The sequence below is a fragment of the Paenarthrobacter nicotinovorans genome (assembly GCF_021919345.1).
In the GTDB taxonomy this organism is placed as follows: domain Bacteria; phylum Actinomycetota; class Actinomycetes; order Actinomycetales; family Micrococcaceae; genus Arthrobacter; species Arthrobacter nicotinovorans.
In genome coordinates this window covers 1,164,332-1,180,825 of the sequence record NZ_CP089293.1, presented here as the reverse complement: position 1 = coordinate 1,180,825, position 16,494 = coordinate 1,164,332, and the positions used below count along the sequence as shown (strand labels likewise).

Genomic DNA, 16,494 nt, shown 5'->3' with positions numbered 1-16,494 from the left:
AGCAAATTATCACAAACTCTGAAACATCTCTTTACAAACTTGTCATACGTTGGGTAGCTTCGATTCCGTCAGTCGGCGGTCGCCATCACTGGCCGCCTCACTCCCTCGATAGGTAGGAACAACGTGACAAAAACCAAGACCCTGGCCACAAGCCTGCTGAGTCTGTCCGCTGCCGCAATCCTGGCGCTGGTAGGAACAACCAGCGCCAACGCAGCACCGTCAAAGGACGCGGACACCAGCGGCGCAGCGGTCAGCAGCCATGCAGTCTCCGACGCCGGCGCTGCAGATTACTGGACACCGGAACGCATGAAGAACGCCAAGTCCGGCGACATCCTGGCCGCAAAGGCACTGGAACGCGGCCGGCTCCTCAACCTGGGCAAAGCGCCAGCCACCGAAGCCCCGGGCGCCATCAGCAGCATCGCCGGCCAGCCTGCGGCCACCGACTCCACCACGATCGACCGGAAGGTCAACCAAAGCGAAACCCCGGTCAAGCACATCGGCAAGATCTTCTTCACCCTCGGCGGCTCCAACTACGTCTGCTCCGGCAACTCCGTGACAGCGGCCAACAAGAGCACAGTGTCCACCGCCGGCCACTGCCTCAACGAAGGTCCGGGCGCCTACGCAACCAACTTCGTCTTCGTGCCCGCCTACCTCAACGGTGCAGCACCCTACGGGAAGTGGACGGCAAAGGCGCTGTACGCCCCCACCCAGTGGGCATCGAACGGCAACATGCAGTACGACACCGCCTTCGCCGTCATGAACACCCTCAACGGCCAGAAGCTCGCCGACGTCGTGGGCTCCTCCGGTGTCCAGTTCAACGCCGCCCGCGGCCTGAGCTACAAGTCCTTCGGCTACCCGGCAGCCTCACCCTTCAACGGCGAATCGCTGAAGAGCTGCTCCGGCACCGCCACTAACGATCCCTACAACCCGCAGTTCGCCACGCAGGGCATCCCCTGCAACATGACCGGTGGTTCCTCGGGCGGTCCGTGGTTCATCGGCAACAGCTCCAGCGGCTACCAGAACTCCGTCAACAGCTACGGCTACGGCAGCAACTCCAGCACCATGTACGGCCCTTACTGGGGCACCGTAATCCAGTCCACCTACAACACCGCTGCGGCTTCGTAACTGATGTAGCAAGTCCCTGTTAACAACGACGGCGGCCGTCCCCTTCCGGGGGCGGCCGCCGTTTCCGTTGTGGGCCCACGCCGCCCGGGTTCCCTGGCCGAAGCGCAGCGAGGTTAGGGCGGCGGTGGGGACTAGTGGAAGAAGTGGCGTGCGCCGGTGAAGTACATCGTGATGCCGGCAGCGTTGGCTGCGGCGATGACTTCCTCGTCGCGGACCGAGCCACCGGGCTGGACGACGGCGCGGACACCGGCGTCGATCAGGATCTGCAGGCCGTCAGCGAACGGGAAGAACGCGTCGGAGGCTGCAACCGCGCCGCGTGCCCGTTCCGGTGCGTTGGCACCGCTGGCGTTGGACGCGCCGCCGGCACCTTCGACGTCGGACTCCACCTGGACGCCCAGCGTGTTGGCGCGCTCCACGGCAAGGCGGCAGGAGTCCAGGCGGTTGACCTGGCCCATGCCGATGCCCACGGCAGCACCGTGGTTGGCGATCAGGATGGCGTTGGACTTGGCAGCGCGGCAGGCAGTCCAGGCAAATGCGAGGTCCGCGAGGGTGGCGGCGTCAGCGGCTTCGCCGGCAGCAAGGGTCCAGTTGGCGGGGTTGTCGCCCTCTGCGTCCACTTTGTCGCTCATCTGGACCAGGACACCACCGGAAACCTGGCGCATCTCGGACGGGTAGCGGCCATAGCCCTCGGGCAGGGCGAGCAGGCGGATGTTCTTCTTCTTGGAGAGGATCTCCACGGCTTCGGGCTCGAAGTCAGGTGCGATGACGACCTCGGTGAAGATGTCGGCAACGGTGCGGGCCATGCCTGCAGTCACGGTGCGGTTGGCAGCGATGACGCCACCGAAAGCTGAGACGGGGTCGCAGGCGTGTGCCTTGGCGTGGGCGTCGGCGATCGGGTCGGCCGCGTCAGCGGAACCGACGGCGACACCGCACGGGTTGGCGTGCTTGACCACTGCAACGGCGGGCTCGGCGAAGTCGAACGCTGCGCGGAGGGCGGCATCGGCGTCGACGAAGTTGTTGTAGCTCATTGCCTTGCCGTGCAGCTGGTCGGCCTGGGCGATGCCCGCCGGAGCGGCCTTGTCCACGTAGAGGGCAGCCTGCTGGTGCGGGTTTTCGCCGTAGCGGAGGACCTCGGAGCGCTCCAAGGCCAAGCCGGCGTAGGCGGGCCAGTCAATGACGCCGTCGCCGTCTTCGTCCAGGAACTGGCTGGCGGTCCAGGAGGCAACAGCGTTGTCGTAGCTGGCCGTGTGCGCGAAGGCCTTGGCAGCCAGGCGGCGACGGGTGTTCAGGTCGAAACCGCCGTGCGCAGCGGCGTCGACAACGGCACCGTAGAAGTTCGGGTCCGTGACGATGGCGACGGCGGCGTGGTTCTTCGCGGCCGAACGCACCATGGCCGGGCCTCCGATGTCGATCTGCTCCACGACGTCATCCTGCGCCGCGCCGGACTTCACGGTCTCGACGAACGGGTACAGGTTCACCACCACGAGGTCGAAGGTTTCGATCTCCATGCCGGCAAGGGTGTCCATGTGCGCCGGAACGCGACGGTCGGCCAGGATGCCGCCGTGCACGCGGGGGTGCAGGGTCTTGACCCGGCCGTCCAGCATTTCCGGGGAGCCGGTGACTTCTTCGACTTCCTTGACCGGGATGCCTGCGGCGGCAATCTTCTTGGCGGTGGAGCCGGTGGAAACAATGGCGACGCCTGCTGCGTGCAGGCCCTTCGCGAGCTCCTCCAGTCCCGTCTTGTCGTAAACCGAGATCAGTGCACGGCGGATGGGAACACGGTCAAGCTGCGTCAAGCTCACAAAAGTCTCCGTCTTAGTTCGCGTAGATGTCGCGGGTGGTGGGGATACGGAGAGTTTATCGTGTTTCGTTGGCACCCCGCTTTTGCGTCTTCGCTCCTGGATTTCGGCACCCCGTTGCGGGGCCCGCTCTGCGCGCCATCCTTCCGATATGGGACGCACACCAGGCCCCACAAATTCGCCACCCCCGTTGTGGGGCCCGCTCTGCGCGCCATCCTTCCCACATGGAACGCACACCAGGCCCCACAACTCACGACGGCAGTCGCAGCCACCCGCGCGAACTCAGGGCATCCCTGATCTTCCGCTCGGAATGTGCCCAGCCGGCATGCATCTGGACCTGCGAGAACCTCAGCACGATCCACCCCATGGCCCGGAGCCGGTCATCACGTTCAATGTCCTTACCCCATTGCACCGGGTCACTCCGATGATGGTCACCCTCATATTCGAGAGCAATCTTGTACTCCTCGTACTGCAGGTCGGGCGTGGAAATGTAGATTCCACGCTCGTCGAAGATCGGCCGGCTAACCGCCGGCTCCGGCAGACCGGCGTCGTCGATCATCACGCGCAAGCGGGACTCCTGCGGTGAGTCCACTCCTGGGCGCAACAGCGGCAGGACCTCTCGAGCAATCCGGATTCCCTTTACCTTGGGACGCCGGTCAATGACTTCCTGGATGGCATCGATCGAAGAAAGCGGGTTCGTCCGCGCCAGCAAGTAGTCGCCGGAGGCTACGAGGGAAGCCCGGCCCATGTGTCGCGCGAGATCCACCCACGTCCACTCCGGAGATGTCAGGTTGATGCCCTTGAAGACCCGGACATCCCTGGCCAGGAGTGGAGCCCGATGCCCAACCACTCCCCGACGTTTTACGCGGCCTATCTCCTGGCGTCGAGTGACATGGATCAGGCCGCTGCGGCCTTCCTCCTCCAGATAAAGGGGCAGCGGAATGGACCACAGAAGGGCGGCGGTCACATGGCTCACGGCGCTCCGTGGCGTCACTGAGGAGTGCAACCGGCCCAGCAACTCAAGGTCGTGCTCGCCGGTTCTTGGCACTCGTAGGCCCCTGCTGGGGGTGATGAGGTCGCCGGTCTGAAGGCGCCATCGCGGGACTCCCTCGGCGTAGGCGTCTTTCACGAGGAAGCCACCGGGATCAAGGGAAGCTGGCAAGGGTGTCGGATTTCGCATTCAACCATGCTCCCGAAAAACGATATCCAACATTCAGTTATCCACAGATTCGTCCCTCCGAGCCGGGGCGACCCCTCCTCCACAGGGCGTTGCGAGGCCCGGTCTGCGCCTGATATCCGAACAATGGCACGCAAAGCCGGCCCCACAACGACATGCAACATAGGGTTGAGCCATGGAAGCGCCCAACGATGTCGTTCTTGTTGCCGATGTAGGAAAGAGCCGCTGCCGCGTGGAATTGCGCCGCGGAACTGAGCTGCTGGGCGCCGCAGACCAACACGGTTTTCCCGGCGTCCACGTGGAGAATGGCCCCACACTGGCGTTCGAGCTGCTCCTTGAAACTGTCGCCCTGCTTCCGCCCGCTCTTCCCCTCGGTGTGGTCACCAGCGTCGGGGCGGCCGTAGCGGGCGTGGCAGCTTCCGAGACGAAGGCCCAGGAACTGGCCACCCTGTTGTCGCAGCGCTTCAGCGTCCCCGCAGCTGTCCTGTCCGACGCCACGGCCGCCCAGCTCGGCGCACTCCAGGGCGCCCCGGGCACTACGTTGATTGTCGGCACGGGCGCCGTTGCCTTCCGCTTTGATGAAGCCGGGGTCCTGCACCGGGCCGACGGTTGGGGACCGTATCTGGGTGACCGCGGCAGCGGCCGCTGGATCGGCCAGCGGGGTCTGCAGGCAGTCCTCGAAGCGCACGACGGCGGTCCCTCCACGTCTTTGTCGGCCGCGGCAGGGGCGCTGGTCGAGTCGCCGGAACTCCTTCCGGGATGGTTGGCCGAACAGGAGAACCTCTACCGGGCGATGGCCCGGTTCGCGCCGCTGGTTCTGCAGGCAGCGGAGGCGGGTGACGCCGTCGCGCATGGCATCGTCGGTGAGGCATGCCGCATCCTGTCCCGCACCGTGGAGCTCGCCTCCGGCGGGGACGGCACGTCACGGCGCGTGGCATTGCTGGGCGGAGTGGTGGGATCGGACTTCTTTGCCGCGCTCTTGCGGAAGTCCCTCGCTTCGGCTGGGATTGAGGTGGTGGCGCCGCTCGGCGATGGCTTGGACGGTGCTGCCCTCGCTGCGACGCGCCGCGGGCTCATCCAGGAAAGGTACATCCACCGTGACGGAACAAACTGGCCCGACTGACGCGGACAAACTCGCAGGCCTGCGCTCGGAACTAGCCGGATTGCAGACCGAAGCCGCCGCCGAAGGCCTGGACAACCTGGACATCCTGGGCACCGAAGAACTCGTGGCGGCCATGCTCGCCCACAGCGCGGGAGTACACGCCGCCGTCGCAGCGGCCAGCCCGGCCATTGTGCACACCGTCGACGCCGTTGCGGAGCGGCTCCAGCGCGGAGGCCGCCTTTTGTATGTGGGAGCCGGGACGGCCGGTCGTTTGGGTGTGCTCGATGCCAGTGAGTGCCCACCGACATTCGGCACCCCGCCGGGACTCGTCGTCGGGCTGATCGCAGGCGGACCCAAAGCGATCCAGCACCCTGTGGAGTACGCCGAGGACAACGCAACGGCCGGGGCACGCGACCTGCACGATATCAACGTGACCGAGGCGGACGCCGTCGTCGGAATCACTGCCTCCGGGCGGACCCCTTACGTGATCGGCGCGCTGGAGGAAGCCCGGAAGCGCGGCGCGTTCACGGCGTCGCTGGCGTGCAACAAGGGCTCGGCCGTGAGCCATGTGGCGGATGCGGCGATCGAGGTGGTGGTGGGTCCGGAGTTCATCGCCGGCTCCACCCGGTTGAACTCCGGCACGGCGCAGAAACTTGTCCTCAACATGATCAGCACGCTGGTAATGGTGAAGCTGGGAAAGACCTACGGAAACCTCATGGTGGACCTGCGTGCGACGAACGAGAAGCTGCAGGCCCGTTCGCAGAGGACCGTCCAGCACGCCACCGGGGTTTCCGCCCAGGAAGCCGCCGCAGCATTGGACTCCGTGGGCGGCTCGGTGAAAGCCGCGATTCTGGTGCTCCTGACGGGCATCGATGCTGGTCAGGCCAAGGGTGCGCTGGAGGAAGCCGGCGGTTTCCTGCGCAGGGCCATCGAGAACCAGAAGTAACGTTGCCCGGCAGCGCATAAAGTTGCATGCAGGAGGCCCAATGAATACATACACAGCCGTGCCCAGCGGCGAACAAGTAGTGCAGGAACTGCCGTGGCGGTGGAAGGTTCAAGGCAGGATTTTCCTGATCGGTGGCCTCGGGTTCATGTTCGATGCCTGGGACGTCACGCTCAACGGCATCCTGATCCCCCTGCTGTCCAAGCACTGGTCGCTGCAGCCGGCCGACGCTGCGTGGATCGGTACCGCCAACCTGATCGGCATGGCCGTGGGTGCGTTTGCCTGGGGCACTATCGCCGACACCATTGGGCGGAAGAGGGCTTTCACCGCCACCCTCCTGATCTTCAGCATCTTCACCGTTCTGGGTGCGTTCTCGCCGGACATCGTATGGTTCTGCATCTTCCGCTTCATGGCCGGCTTCGGCCTTGGCGGCTGCATTCCCGTGGACTATGCGTTGGTGGGTGAGTTCACGCCGCGCAAGCAACGTGGCCGGGTACTGACAGCCATGGACGGTTGGTGGCCGGTGGGCGCTGCCCTGTGCGGGTTCGTATCGGCCTGGCTGGTTGCGGCTTACGGCGACTGGCGGCTCACCATGCTGATCATGGTGCTCCCCGCGTTGCTGGTTTTCTGGATCCGGCGCAGTGTTCCGGAGTCTCCTCTGTTCTTGATCCGAAAGGGCCGGCGGGCCGAGGCAGCGGCCGTCATCGATGGGCTGGTGGACGCGACCGGGGCTGAGCCGCGGGCTTACAGCCTGCCCGAACCCCAAGCCGCTCCCAGGCTCTCGGCGGGTTCCGCGTGGACCCAGTTGCAGCGGATCTGGCAGTTCAACTGGAAGATCACGACGGCTGCCTGGGCTTTGTTCTTCAGCATTCTGCTGGTCTACTACTTGTCTCTGACCTGGATGCCGCGCATTCTCATCGGCGCGGGGTTTGAGGAGTACAAGGCGTTCGTGACCACGGCGGGAATGGCCGCCGTCGGGCTTTTGGGCGTCGTGGTGGCCGCAGTCCTGGTGGAGCGTGTGGGACGCAAGTGGATCCTCGCCATCACCGGTCCGCTGTCCGCGTTGACGCTGGTGATTGTGGCGTTCGTGGTGGATGTGCCTTCCGCGGCCGTGTTCTGGCTGCTGGTGTTCGGCTTTGTGGTGCAGGTGGCCATCCCGGTCCTGTACGCCTATGTTTCCGAGCTGTATCCGACGGAGCTGCGTGGCTCCGGCTTCGGCTGGGCTTCTACGTTTTCCCGCATCGGCGCCGGATTCGGCCCATTGGTGTTTGCTTCCTTCTTCTGGCCGGAGTTCGGGTTGGCGACGTCGTTCGCGCTGGCGGGTGGGCTGGTGCTGCTCTCGGTGCTCTGGATGGCGTTCTTCGCCCCGGAAACCAAGCAGCAGATCCTCGACTAGCCCGTTTAGCCAGCGAGGGGACGGGGGCCCGTGGGGCGCCCGTGCGTGGGCCCGCTCAGTTGGCTGCGGCGGCGAGCTCGGCGAGGGTCTGGACCAGGAGGCGGCGCTCCACTACCTTGATGCGCTCGTGCAGGGTTTCTTCGGTGTCGTCCGGAAGCACTGATACAGCTTCCTGCGCGATGATGGGCCCCGTGTCCACACCGGCGTCGGCCCAGTGGACTGTGCAGCCTGTGACCTTCACGCCGTAGGCCATGGCGTCGCGGACACCGTGGGCGCCCGGGAAAGCCGGCAGCAGGGCCGGGTGTGTGTTGACGTACTTGCCGCCGAAAGCGTCGATGAACTCCGCGCTGACAATCCGCATGAATCCTGAGGAGACCACAACATCCGGGCTGTAGGACAGGACCTTGTCCCGCAAGGCAGCATCCCACTCCGCACGGGTTTCGAACGAGTTGAAGTTCACCACGAACGTCTCAATGCCGGCTTCGTCAGAGCGCTCCACACCGTAGGTATCGGGACGGTCAGCGCCCACAGCGGCGATCTCGACATCCAGTTCACCCGACTTCACGGCGTCGATGACAGCCTGAAGATTGGAACCGGTACCGGAGACAAGGACAACAATGCGCATTGCACTAGCTTATGGGCGGCTCGCGTAGGCTGGAAAACATGAATCCCGACGTCGGCCACCGGCCGAGCCAGCAACCTCGCTCCGAGGCCGAAAAGTCCGCCCTCGGCGTGACCCAGAACCTCTTCCGCGCTTTCCTTTTGTCGGCTTTGGGCGCGTTCTTTGTGTTCTCCCTGAACGTGAATTACGTGTGGTTGAGTGCCATTCTGACGCTGGCCGCGTTGGTGTTGGGCATCGCGGTTCTGGTGCGAACCGTCAAGTACAAGCACCCGCGGTTGATTCTCTTCGGGACCATTTCAGGCCTGGTGGTGACCGGCGTTATGTGCCTGCTCATCCTGACGTCGGCCCTTTTCTTCAAGCAGGTCAGCACGTACCAGGATTGCGCACGGTCAGCACTGACGGAGTCCGCGAAGACGCAATGCCTTACGCAACTTGAGAAGTCCATGCCGGGCTCGCTCAGGTAGCCCAGCAACACCGGACCTGCGCGCTCAGGCGTGCTCGTCGTCGTACGCTGCCTCGTCCAGGTTGGCCTCACGCAGCTTCTGGCGGCGTTCCAGCCAGGGCCCGACTGCGTAGCCAATCACGACGCCGATACCCACTTCCGCAGCCAGCCAGACTGCCGTCCACAGCGGGTGGGGCCCAATTTCCGTGAGCCGCCCTATGCCGGCAGAACCGCGCGCGACCCACGCCAGTGCGCCACCAAGCAGGCCCGCGACGGAACCAATGAAAGCGCCCAGGAACAGCGTGGACACGGTGGCCGTGAACCAGCGGGCCTTGATCTTGATGGAAAGCCACTCGTCGAAGTGGTTTTCGCCTTCTCGGAGGAACCACCAGCCGGCCAGGATGCCTGCCACTACCGGCAACGCGAGCGCCATGGCTCCGAAATCCAATTGCCCAGCCGGCAGGCTGCCCAGGATCGGGACCGCCGGAAGTGGTCCCACGGAAGTGCCCAGCGGACCCGCGGTGGAGCCGATGCCCAGTGAGAAGCCGGCTCCCGAGGACCATGACAAAGCGAAGATCACCAGGTTGGGCAGGAAGCCGAGTTGGGCGATCGTGAGCACAGCGCCGCCCAAGGCGCCGGCCTGCAGGCCTTCGTAGACTGCGATGATCTCCGTCCAGTGCCACACAATGGTCACAGCCAACAGCACGGCTGCCAGGCACACGGCGGCCATCGCGGCCACGAAACCGGCCTTCAGTGCTGAGCCGACATACGAGCCTGCCCACCGTGAATGCTGACTGGTCTTGGAGAGCCAGGCGACGGCGTCGACACCGATCAGGCGGCTCCAGGAACCGGCCTCGCGTCGGGCGCCGACGATCATGCCCAGGCCGAACGAGATCAAGGGGATGGACATGGCCAACCACAGATTGATGACTACTTCGGGTGTGCGGCACACAAATCCGGTGGCTGCGCCGAACGCCGCGTACACAACGAAAGCGCCCAGGAACGCCTGCCACAGCTGATCGGTGTAGGAGGCGCGGGCCAAGCGACGGCCGGCACGCCATGCCAGCAGGAACGGGATGAGGGTCAAACCCAGCGGAATCAAAGACAACAGTCCCGACCCCGGCTGCGCAGCCGCGGCGCCAACGTTCACGTGAGCCAGTTCCAGCGGCACCCCGTGGATCAGCAACCAGGCCTGGCCGCCCAGCCGCGCAAGGGTGTCCACGGCGCGGTCCTGGAAACCGTCTGTAGCCCACACTCCGACGAGCGGAAGCACCACAACAATGGCCGAAATGAACGCTGCCTGGGCCGCTTCCAACCCGCCCTGCAGCCAAAGGGGCATAGGGAGGCCACGGTTTCCGGTCTGATCAGCGCGCAGTTTCATCGTGTTCAATCGTGCCACGACGAGCCGCTCTCCCCCGTCAGGCGCCCCTGAAATACCGCGAATTTCAGCGCTTTTTCCTGCTGGTCGCCGTAAGATGGGAGGTGTTCTCCCGGGGCAGACCACCACCCCCTGACTGACATTGAAGCCCGGAAACAAACCGAAGCCGGGAACTAGGAGCGGCCAATGGATAGGTGTCACAACTTTTAACAGAAAGTCGTACTAGCAGCTGGTGCAGCCGCCTTGGAATTCTTTCCCAGGCTGCACCAGCCTTCTTTTGCCCACGCGCCCTTTCGCCGAGGGGTTGGCTCTCGGCACTTTGGGGGCGTGCCTTTCGCCGAGGGGTTGGCTCTCGACACTTTGGGGGCGCACCTTTCGCCGAGGGGTTGGCTCTCAGCACTTTGGGGGCGCACCTTTCGGTCGAAACCTCGCCCCTCGCGCCAACCACGACGGCGGTCCGCCGGGTTGGGGCGGCCACACCTCCTGCCCTGCGCCACATTTGTGGTTCCACGCCACCCAACCTGCCCTGCGCCACATTTGTGGTTCCGCGCCACCCAAACTGCCCTGCGCCACATTTGTGGTTCCACGCCACCCAAACTGCCCTGCGCCACATTTGTGGTTCCACGCCACCCAAACTGCCCTGCGCCACATTTGTGGTTCCACGCCACCCAACCTGCCCTGCGCCACATTTGTGGTTCCGCGCCACCCAAATTTGGGTGTCGTCAATGCGTATCCATGGCGGCCATCGGTTTGCGGGTCATAAACGCTCGACGCCGGCCGAGGCGTCGGCACTCACCTCGCCGAGGGGTTGGCTCTCGGCACTTTGCAAGCACACCTTTGGGTCGAGACCTCACCCCTCGCGGCAACCCACAAGACGCTCGAACGCTCACTCACAACTGCGGGCCGTAGATGAACTCCTTGGCATGATTGACGGCCTTCTTGAAGGCGTCGTTGCGAAGTGTCACCTGCTCCTGGTTGGCGCCTCCTTTTGGTTCCACGAACGTGGTGGGTCCGGGGCGCAGCATCCAGATGTCACCTGCCGGCGGCAAATAGAACACCCCGAAGGAGCGATGCTCTGGATCGTCGGTCCAGATGGGGACGACGGCGACCGCGGCACCGGTGTCCGGGTTGATCCACTGCGCCCGGGGAAGGGGTTGTTCGTGGACTTCCGGGTCCAGGAACGGCGCTGTCCCCCTGCCCCAGCGTTGTTCGAACCGCTCGTAGAACGCGGGGATGATGTGGCCGTCATACGGACGCCAAGCACTCATGGATTACTCCTTGGTGTTCTCAGGTTTCTGGACGAAGGTTCCCAACGGGTGGGCCCAAAGGTGAGCGGTGACTGCTCGCCGCTCGTCCCAGGCCGTGCTTCGCGCCTGTGCACCCGGACCTTCACGGGTGTTCCGCCGGCACCAACAATGGATCCACTCCGCCGCGCCCGATCGTATGCCGCCCGCTTTCCTGGGTCCGACAACACGACGTACGCCTGCATGATGGCGTGCAGTTCCTGGAGGTCGGCCGCGGAGGTGGTGTCGCCGTCGTCGACCTTTTGGCGGGTGTCCGGGTGGTGGGTTCGCAGCAGTGCGCGGTAGGCGCGGGTGATTTCACGCGCCGTCGCGTCCAGCGGCACGTGGAGGGTGGCGTAGTAGTCGGGTTGCGTACTCACTGCGGGTTCCGGTTCATGCTGCGGATCAGGCGATGGCCCCCGGCCTGGGCCGGGGGCCATCAATCGGGAGACGACGGGCGGGGGTCGCTTTCATGTGCGCTAAGAAACGCTGTGACGTGGCACGAAGCCTGCGCCCGACTTTTCCGATGCGGCCGCCTCCGTCGTTCCCGGTCGCTGCCCTGCCGGTCGGCCACCCCCGGGTGAGCCTTCCGGCAGGACGGACTGGATTATGCGTTGATCTCCTGCCTCTGCCCATTGGATGTGATTTCAATGCGCCGTGGCTTGGCCTTCTCGGCGACGGGGATGCGGAGTGTGAGTACCCCGGCGTCGTAGCTGGCCTGGACGCCATCGGTGTCCAAAGTGTCACCCAGGATGAGTTGCCGGCTGAAGACACCCTGCGGGCGCTCGGCGGCAATCATCTCCGTGTTCTCGCCCGCGGGCGACTTCCGTTCTGCCTTTACCGTCAGGACGTTCCGTTCGACATCCAACTCCACCGAATCAGGGCTTACGCCAGGCAGATCGAAGGCAACAACGAATTGTCCGTCCTCCTGCCATGCATCCATCGGCATTCCGGCCGGGCGTGCTGTTGTGCCAAAAACCTGTTGGGCGAGCCTGTCGAATTCGCGGAACGGGTCAGTGCGCATCAGCATTGGGTTCTCACTCCTTTGGTTTTGATGCTGATTCTGTTGTAGGTTCCAGCCTGTTCGATCTGTGTTGGCTGGTATAGATTTTTTATAGCACTGGTGAGAGAGTGGTGCAAGTAGCTTTTTGGAGGATTTTCGGAGGTTCTAATGGCGGTTTCGGATCGCGCGAATGCTGCCCAGGAGCACGACGGCGGCCTGCCCACCCCAGCGTCCGACGGCGGCACTGATGGTGGCCGGGACACGCAAGGGGTCTATGCGATCTCAGTTGCCGCGGAACTGGTGGGAACCGGGCAGCAGAACATCCGGCAGTACGAGCGCAAGGGTCTGCTCACCCCCGAGAGGACCGACGGCGGCACGCGCCGCTACAGCGAAAACGACCTGACCACGCTGCGCCGGATCGGGGTGCTCCTGGATGAAGGGTTGAACCTGGCCGGTGTGAAGCGGGTACTGGAGCTCGAGGAGGAGAACCGCGGGCTGAGCGAGGACAACCGTGGGCTGAGTGAGCACAACGAGGAACTCCGCGCGGACAACCGGGGGCTGCGGAAGGATTTGAAGAGGGCACAGGGTGGGCGACCAACCGAACATCAGTAAGTCGCTTCCGGCTTTCCTACTCCCAGTGCGAGTGTTTTCTTCAAGATTCCCCCTGCTTGCTGCGAGTCGGAGACCAGCCCAACCCACCTGTTAACCCACTCTTCCCGCACAGGCCACCCCCGCGCACCCAGTAAGCCACCCGCCGCGACCACCGTGGGAGGCGTGAGGATCGCAATCGTCGCCGAATCATTCCTGCCACTGATGAATGGGGTTACCCACTCGATACTGCGGGTGCTGGAGCATCTGCAGGAGCGCGGGGATGAGGTGATGGTGATCGCGCCGTCGACCTCGGACACTGATGTTTCGAGCGTCGAGAAGGGCGCGTATGTGCACCGGCTTCCCTCCGTGCCGCTGGCCGGTTACACGAATGTGCGGGTGGCGTTGGGTGGTGTGAATCGGGTCAAGCGAATCCTTGCCGATTTCGCGCCGGACGTCGTTCACCTCGCCTCCCCTTTCGTCCTCGGCTGGCGCGCCGTGCAGGCCGCCCACCAACTCGGCATCCCTACGGTCGCGATCTACCAAACCGAAGTTCCCAGCTACGCGGGCCGCTATGGCGTGCCGTTCCTGGAGAACTGGGCCTGGAACCGCGTGGACAACATCCACCTCCTGGCCACCCGGACCCTGGTGCCGTCCACTTTCGCGCTGAACCAGTTGCGCGGACGCGGCATCCTTCGCGTGGACATGTGGCGGCGCGGTGTGGATACCGCGCGCTTCAATCCCGCGAAACGTTCGCCGGCGTGGCGCAGCAAAGTAGCGCCTAACGGTCAGCGCATCATCGGCTACGTCGGCCGGCTCGCCGTCGAGAAGCAGGTGGAGGATCTCGCCGTGCTGGCGGATGTGCCGAACACCAAGCTGGTCATCGTCGGCGATGGCCCGCAGCGCGAAGCTCTCCAAGCCGCGCTTCCCAACGCCCATTTCGCCGGTTTCCTCGGCGGCGAAGCCCTGGCGGAGGCCGTCGCCGGTTTCGACCTCTTCGTCCACCCCGGAGAGTTCGAGACGTTCTGCCAAACCATCCAGGAAGCCATGGCGTCGGGCGTTCCGGTGGTGACCACGGGGCGCGGCGGCCCCTTGGACCTGGTGGAAAACTCCCGCACCGGCTGGCTGTACGAGCCCGGAAACCTCACCCAGCTCCGCGCCTACGTCCAGGACCTGATGGGCGACGACGCCAAGCGCCGCGCGTTCGCAACGGCAGCTGCCGCTTCGGTCCAGGGCCGGACGTGGCCGGTGCTCAGCGCCGAGCTGGTCCGTCATTACAACGAAGTCATCTCCGGCGTGCCCAGCGAAACAACCGGCCCCTCGGAACTCACCTCAAGCAAAGGACCCTCTTCATGAAGATCTCCGTGATCGGCTGCGGCTACCTCGGGGCAGTCCACGCTGCAACTCTGGCGTCCATGGGCCACACCGTGGTGGGCATCGACGTTGATGCCGCCAAAGTGGAGCAGCTCAACAAGGCGCTGGCCCCGTTCCATGAACCGGGCCTCGATGAGCTCCTGAAGGATGGCCGCACCACAGGCCGGCTCGTGTTCACCACGGATTTCGCGGCTGCAGCGGACGCGCAGGTGCACTTTCTCTGCGTGGGTACCCCGCAGTCCAAGACCTCTGACACCGCGGACCTCTCGTACCTGATGGGCGCCACGAAGAGCCTCCTGCCGCACTTGGCGAAGGGCGCCGCCGTCGTCGGTAAATCCACGGTGCCGGTAGGCACGGTGGAAACGCTTCGCGCGGTGCTGGCCCGACGCTCTGACGTCCTGCTCGGCTGGAATCCGGAGTTCCTGCGGCAAGGCACCGCGGTGAAGGACTCGCTGGTGCCCGATCGGCTGGTGTATGGGGTTCCGGGTGGCAAGGGCGCCGCTGCGGGCGCGCCCGTCACCGCCGTGCTGGATGCGGTATACGAACCTCTGATCTGCGCCGGCATCCCGCGGCTGGTCTGCAACTTCGCGACTGCGGAGCTGATCAAGTCGGCGTCGAACGCGTTCCTGGCCACGAAGGTCAGCTTCATCAACGCGATGGCCCAGCTGTGCGACGCATCGGGCGCGGACGTGAGTGAGTTGAGTGAGGCGATGGGTCTGGATCCTCGTATCGGCAACCGCTACCTGCACGCCGGACTCGGCTTCGGTGGCGGCTGCCTGCCCAAGGACATCCGTTCCTTCCGGGCGCAGGCGCGTGAATTGGACGTACCGTCCGTGGATGAGTGGATGGCGTTGGTGGATTCAGTGAACCTGGACCAGCGTTCCCGCGCGGTGGAGGTGGCCCGCGAAATGTGCCGCGGTTTCCTGTCCGGCCGCACCGTCACGATCCTCGGCGCCGCCTTCAAACCGGACACGGACGACATCCGCGACTCCCCCGCCCTGGACGTCGCCCAGCAACTCGCCGACGCCGGCGCCCACGTCACCGTCACCGACCCCAAAGCCATCAACAACGCGTGGATCCGCTACCCGCAGATCCGTTTCGAGGCCTCCACCAAACGCGCCCTCGATGGCGCCGAACTGGTGCTGCTGCTCACCGAATGGGACGAGTACGTTGCGTTGTCGCCTTCTGTTGCCGGTTCACTGGTACGACGCCGGATGGTGCTGGACGCTCGAAACGTACTGGACGCAGAGGCCTGGCGGGGCGCCGGGTGGACGGTGCGCGGCTTGGGTACGGGCGCGTCAGTGGTTGTCGACGAGGAAGGCACCACCGGCGGTGCCGACCGGAAGCGGCACGCGCGGGCGTAGCCCGCTGATCAGCGCTGCCGCTGTGCGGCCTCTGTTGCAGACAGCAGCCGCGGCTGTTCGGGAAGAGTGTTGTCGACAACCCGTGAGGCGCGCGTCCATGGCCGGCTCTCTTCAAAGTAGAGCCGCTGCCCACCAACGTAGCGGCGCATAGAGGGGTGTTCAGGGTCCGGGTTGCTGCCATCCCTGATAGACATGCGCCTGGCCGTTTCCGCGAAGGGAACATCGAGGAAAACGGAGTAGTCCCAGTGGCCGGCCATCCGGTCGCGGTGGAGGAACATTCCCTCCACCAGGATGATCGCATCGGACGGCGCCTTCCGGGGTTCGGGGTGTAGCGGCACATCCTTTCGGACATCCGCAGCTGCCGGACGATACACGCCGTCGCCGCCCTTCCCGAGCGGGGTGAGGACGTACTTCTCAAGCGCCTCGTAGTCATATGTATCCAGCCAGAATCCCTCGGGCGATGCCCGGCCCCGGCGGTGTCGGACTTCCTGAAGATTGAGGAAATCATCGACGTGAATAATCAGGACGGGACGGGCCTGGGACAACGTGAGCGCTTCCGACAACCCCTCGGCGAAGGTTGATTTGCCACTGCCATCCACGCCGTCGATGCCAACGAGCTGCCGTCCAGCCCCGAGTGCCTGCAAGTCCGCTGCCAAGAGACGGAAAAACCCAGCCTTTCCCATGGTCTCGTTCTCCCCAAGCATCCACCCATGGTTACACAGGGCAGGCTCAGCCATGTGGCACGTAATATGCGACTTTTTCGCTCTCGCCCTTAAGGCGGGTGTTATGGTCGCAGCACGCGCCATCGCATCGGCGCACTAAAAGGGGGCATTACGTTGCAAAAACAATTTTCGCGCGCCGAAAAACAGTCAGCATCCAGCCGGAGTACTCGGCCCAA

Annotated in this window: 16 protein-coding genes; 8 read left to right on the top strand and 8 right to left on the bottom strand. The window is 64.7% G+C overall.

Annotated elements, in window-relative coordinates:
• Window positions 1-123 precede the first annotated feature (123 nt).
• Window positions 124-1,125, top strand: a complete 1,002-nt coding sequence (locus JMY29_RS05675; RefSeq protein ID WP_018777212.1) for a trypsin-like serine peptidase — start codon at window positions 124-126, stop codon at window positions 1,123-1,125.
• A gap of 131 nt (window positions 1,126-1,256) precedes the next feature.
• Here the strand turns inward: JMY29_RS05675 and purH are convergent, their stop codons facing one another.
• Window positions 1,257-2,927 carry a bifunctional phosphoribosylaminoimidazolecarboxamide formyltransferase/IMP cyclohydrolase gene (gene purH, locus JMY29_RS05670; protein WP_018777211.1) on the bottom strand — a complete coding sequence of 557 codons (1,671 nt, stop codon included), beginning with the start codon at window positions 2,925-2,927 and terminating at the stop codon, window positions 1,257-1,259.
• Window positions 2,928-3,174: 247 nt separating this feature from the next.
• On the bottom strand, window positions 3,175-4,104 hold the full coding sequence (locus JMY29_RS05665) for an endonuclease domain-containing protein (RefSeq protein ID WP_189075933.1): 930 nt from the start codon (window positions 4,102-4,104) through the stop codon (window positions 3,175-3,177).
• 172 nt (window positions 4,105-4,276) lie between these two features.
• On the opposite strand from JMY29_RS05665, the gene JMY29_RS05660 reads away from it, so the two are divergent.
• The 3 genes from JMY29_RS05660 to JMY29_RS05650 are packed head-to-tail and all read left to right on the top strand — an operon-like array spanning window position 4,277 to window position 7,542.
• Window positions 4,277-5,224 carry an N-acetylglucosamine kinase gene (locus JMY29_RS05660; RefSeq protein ID WP_189075934.1) on the top strand — a complete coding sequence of 316 codons (948 nt, stop codon included), beginning with the start codon at window positions 4,277-4,279 and terminating at the stop codon, window positions 5,222-5,224.
• On the top strand, window positions 5,199-6,149 hold the full coding sequence (gene murQ / locus JMY29_RS05655; RefSeq protein WP_018777208.1) for an N-acetylmuramic acid 6-phosphate etherase: 951 nt from the start codon (window positions 5,199-5,201) through the stop codon (window positions 6,147-6,149). Before JMY29_RS05660 ends, murQ begins: the two co-directional genes overlap by 26 nt.
• Window positions 6,150-6,189: 40 nt before the next feature.
• Entirely contained in the window at window positions 6,190-7,542 is a 1,353-nt protein-coding gene (locus tag JMY29_RS05650) for an MFS transporter (protein WP_189075935.1), read from the top strand.
• A 55-nt stretch (window positions 7,543-7,597) separates the two neighbouring features.
• On the opposite strand, the gene purN is transcribed toward JMY29_RS05650, so the two are convergent.
• Entirely contained in the window at window positions 7,598-8,167 is a 570-nt protein-coding gene (gene purN / locus JMY29_RS05645) for a phosphoribosylglycinamide formyltransferase (protein ID WP_189075936.1), read from the bottom strand.
• Between the two features lie 11 nt (window positions 8,168-8,178).
• Here purN and JMY29_RS05640 point away from each other — a divergent pair, with 11 nt between their 5' ends.
• Complete coding sequence (locus tag JMY29_RS05640) at window positions 8,179-8,628, top strand: hypothetical protein (RefSeq protein WP_189075937.1); 450 nt, start codon at window positions 8,179-8,181, stop codon at window positions 8,626-8,628.
• 24 nt (window positions 8,629-8,652) lie between these two features.
• Here JMY29_RS05640 and JMY29_RS05635 read toward each other — a convergent pair whose 3' ends face one another.
• The 4 genes from JMY29_RS05635 to JMY29_RS05620 all read right to left on the bottom strand — a co-directional run bounded on the left by JMY29_RS05635 (window position 8,653) and on the right by JMY29_RS05620 (window position 12,297).
• Window positions 8,653-9,987: a cell division protein PerM gene (locus tag JMY29_RS05635; RefSeq protein ID WP_189076086.1), complete on the bottom strand. Its 1,335-nt coding sequence runs from the start codon at window positions 9,985-9,987 to the stop codon at window positions 8,653-8,655.
• 887 nt (window positions 9,988-10,874) lie between these two features.
• Window positions 10,875-11,252: a hypothetical protein gene (locus JMY29_RS05630; protein WP_018777203.1), complete on the bottom strand. Its 378-nt coding sequence runs from the start codon at window positions 11,250-11,252 to the stop codon at window positions 10,875-10,877.
• A complete protein-coding gene (locus tag JMY29_RS05625) occupies window positions 11,249-11,647 on the bottom strand; it encodes a J domain-containing protein (protein WP_189075938.1) in 399 nt (132 codons plus the stop codon). Before JMY29_RS05625 ends, JMY29_RS05630 begins: the two co-directional genes overlap by 4 nt.
• A gap of 227 nt (window positions 11,648-11,874) precedes the next feature.
• Window positions 11,875-12,297 carry an Hsp20/alpha crystallin family protein gene (locus JMY29_RS05620; protein ID WP_018777201.1) on the bottom strand — a complete coding sequence of 141 codons (423 nt, stop codon included), beginning with the start codon at window positions 12,295-12,297 and terminating at the stop codon, window positions 11,875-11,877.
• A 141-nt stretch (window positions 12,298-12,438) separates the two neighbouring features.
• Here JMY29_RS05620 and JMY29_RS05615 point away from each other — a divergent pair, with 141 nt between their 5' ends.
• From JMY29_RS05615 to JMY29_RS05605, 3 genes are all read left to right on the top strand, one after another.
• Window positions 12,439-12,882 (top strand): MerR family transcriptional regulator, encoded by a 444-nt coding sequence (locus JMY29_RS05615; protein ID WP_209783727.1) that lies wholly within the window; start codon window positions 12,439-12,441, stop codon window positions 12,880-12,882.
• Between the two features lie 162 nt (window positions 12,883-13,044).
• Window positions 13,045-14,214: a glycosyltransferase family 4 protein gene (locus JMY29_RS05610; RefSeq protein WP_189075939.1), complete on the top strand. Its 1,170-nt coding sequence runs from the start codon at window positions 13,045-13,047 to the stop codon at window positions 14,212-14,214.
• A complete protein-coding gene (locus JMY29_RS05605; RefSeq protein ID WP_039240229.1) occupies window positions 14,211-15,596 on the top strand; it encodes a UDP-glucose dehydrogenase family protein in 1,386 nt (461 codons plus the stop codon). Before JMY29_RS05610 ends, JMY29_RS05605 begins: the two co-directional genes overlap by 4 nt.
• A gap of 8 nt (window positions 15,597-15,604) precedes the next feature.
• On the opposite strand, the gene JMY29_RS05600 is transcribed toward JMY29_RS05605, so the two are convergent.
• Window positions 15,605-16,300: a nucleoside/nucleotide kinase family protein gene (locus JMY29_RS05600; RefSeq protein ID WP_189075940.1), complete on the bottom strand. Its 696-nt coding sequence runs from the start codon at window positions 16,298-16,300 to the stop codon at window positions 15,605-15,607.
• Between the last annotated feature and the right edge of the window lie 194 nt (window positions 16,301-16,494).

Coding starts and splice junctions, on each gene's coding strand:
- JMY29_RS05650 (WP_189075935.1), top strand. CDS start 6,190: ATGAATACATACACAGCCGTGCCCAGCGGCGAACAAGTAGTGCAGGAA.
- purN (WP_189075936.1), bottom strand. CDS start 8,167: ATGCGCATTGTTGTCCTTGTCTCCGGTACCGGTTCCAATCTTCAGGCT.
- JMY29_RS05660 (WP_189075934.1), top strand. CDS start 4,277: ATGGAAGCGCCCAACGATGTCGTTCTTGTTGCCGATGTAGGAAAGAGC.
- JMY29_RS05615 (WP_209783727.1), top strand. CDS start 12,439: ATGGCGGTTTCGGATCGCGCGAATGCTGCCCAGGAGCACGACGGCGGC.
- JMY29_RS05640 (WP_189075937.1), top strand. CDS start 8,179: ATGGGCGGCTCGCGTAGGCTGGAAAACATGAATCCCGACGTCGGCCAC.
- JMY29_RS05620 (WP_018777201.1), bottom strand. CDS start 12,297: ATGCTGATGCGCACTGACCCGTTCCGCGAATTCGACAGGCTCGCCCAA.
- JMY29_RS05665 (WP_189075933.1), bottom strand. CDS start 4,104: ATGCGAAATCCGACACCCTTGCCAGCTTCCCTTGATCCCGGTGGCTTC.
- JMY29_RS05600 (WP_189075940.1), bottom strand. CDS start 16,300: ATGCTTGGGGAGAACGAGACCATGGGAAAGGCTGGGTTTTTCCGTCTC.
- JMY29_RS05635 (WP_189076086.1), bottom strand. CDS start 9,987: ATGAAACTGCGCGCTGATCAGACCGGAAACCGTGGCCTCCCTATGCCC.
- JMY29_RS05605 (WP_039240229.1), top strand. CDS start 14,211: ATGAAGATCTCCGTGATCGGCTGCGGCTACCTCGGGGCAGTCCACGCT.
- JMY29_RS05630 (WP_018777203.1), bottom strand. CDS start 11,252: ATGAGTGCTTGGCGTCCGTATGACGGCCACATCATCCCCGCGTTCTAC.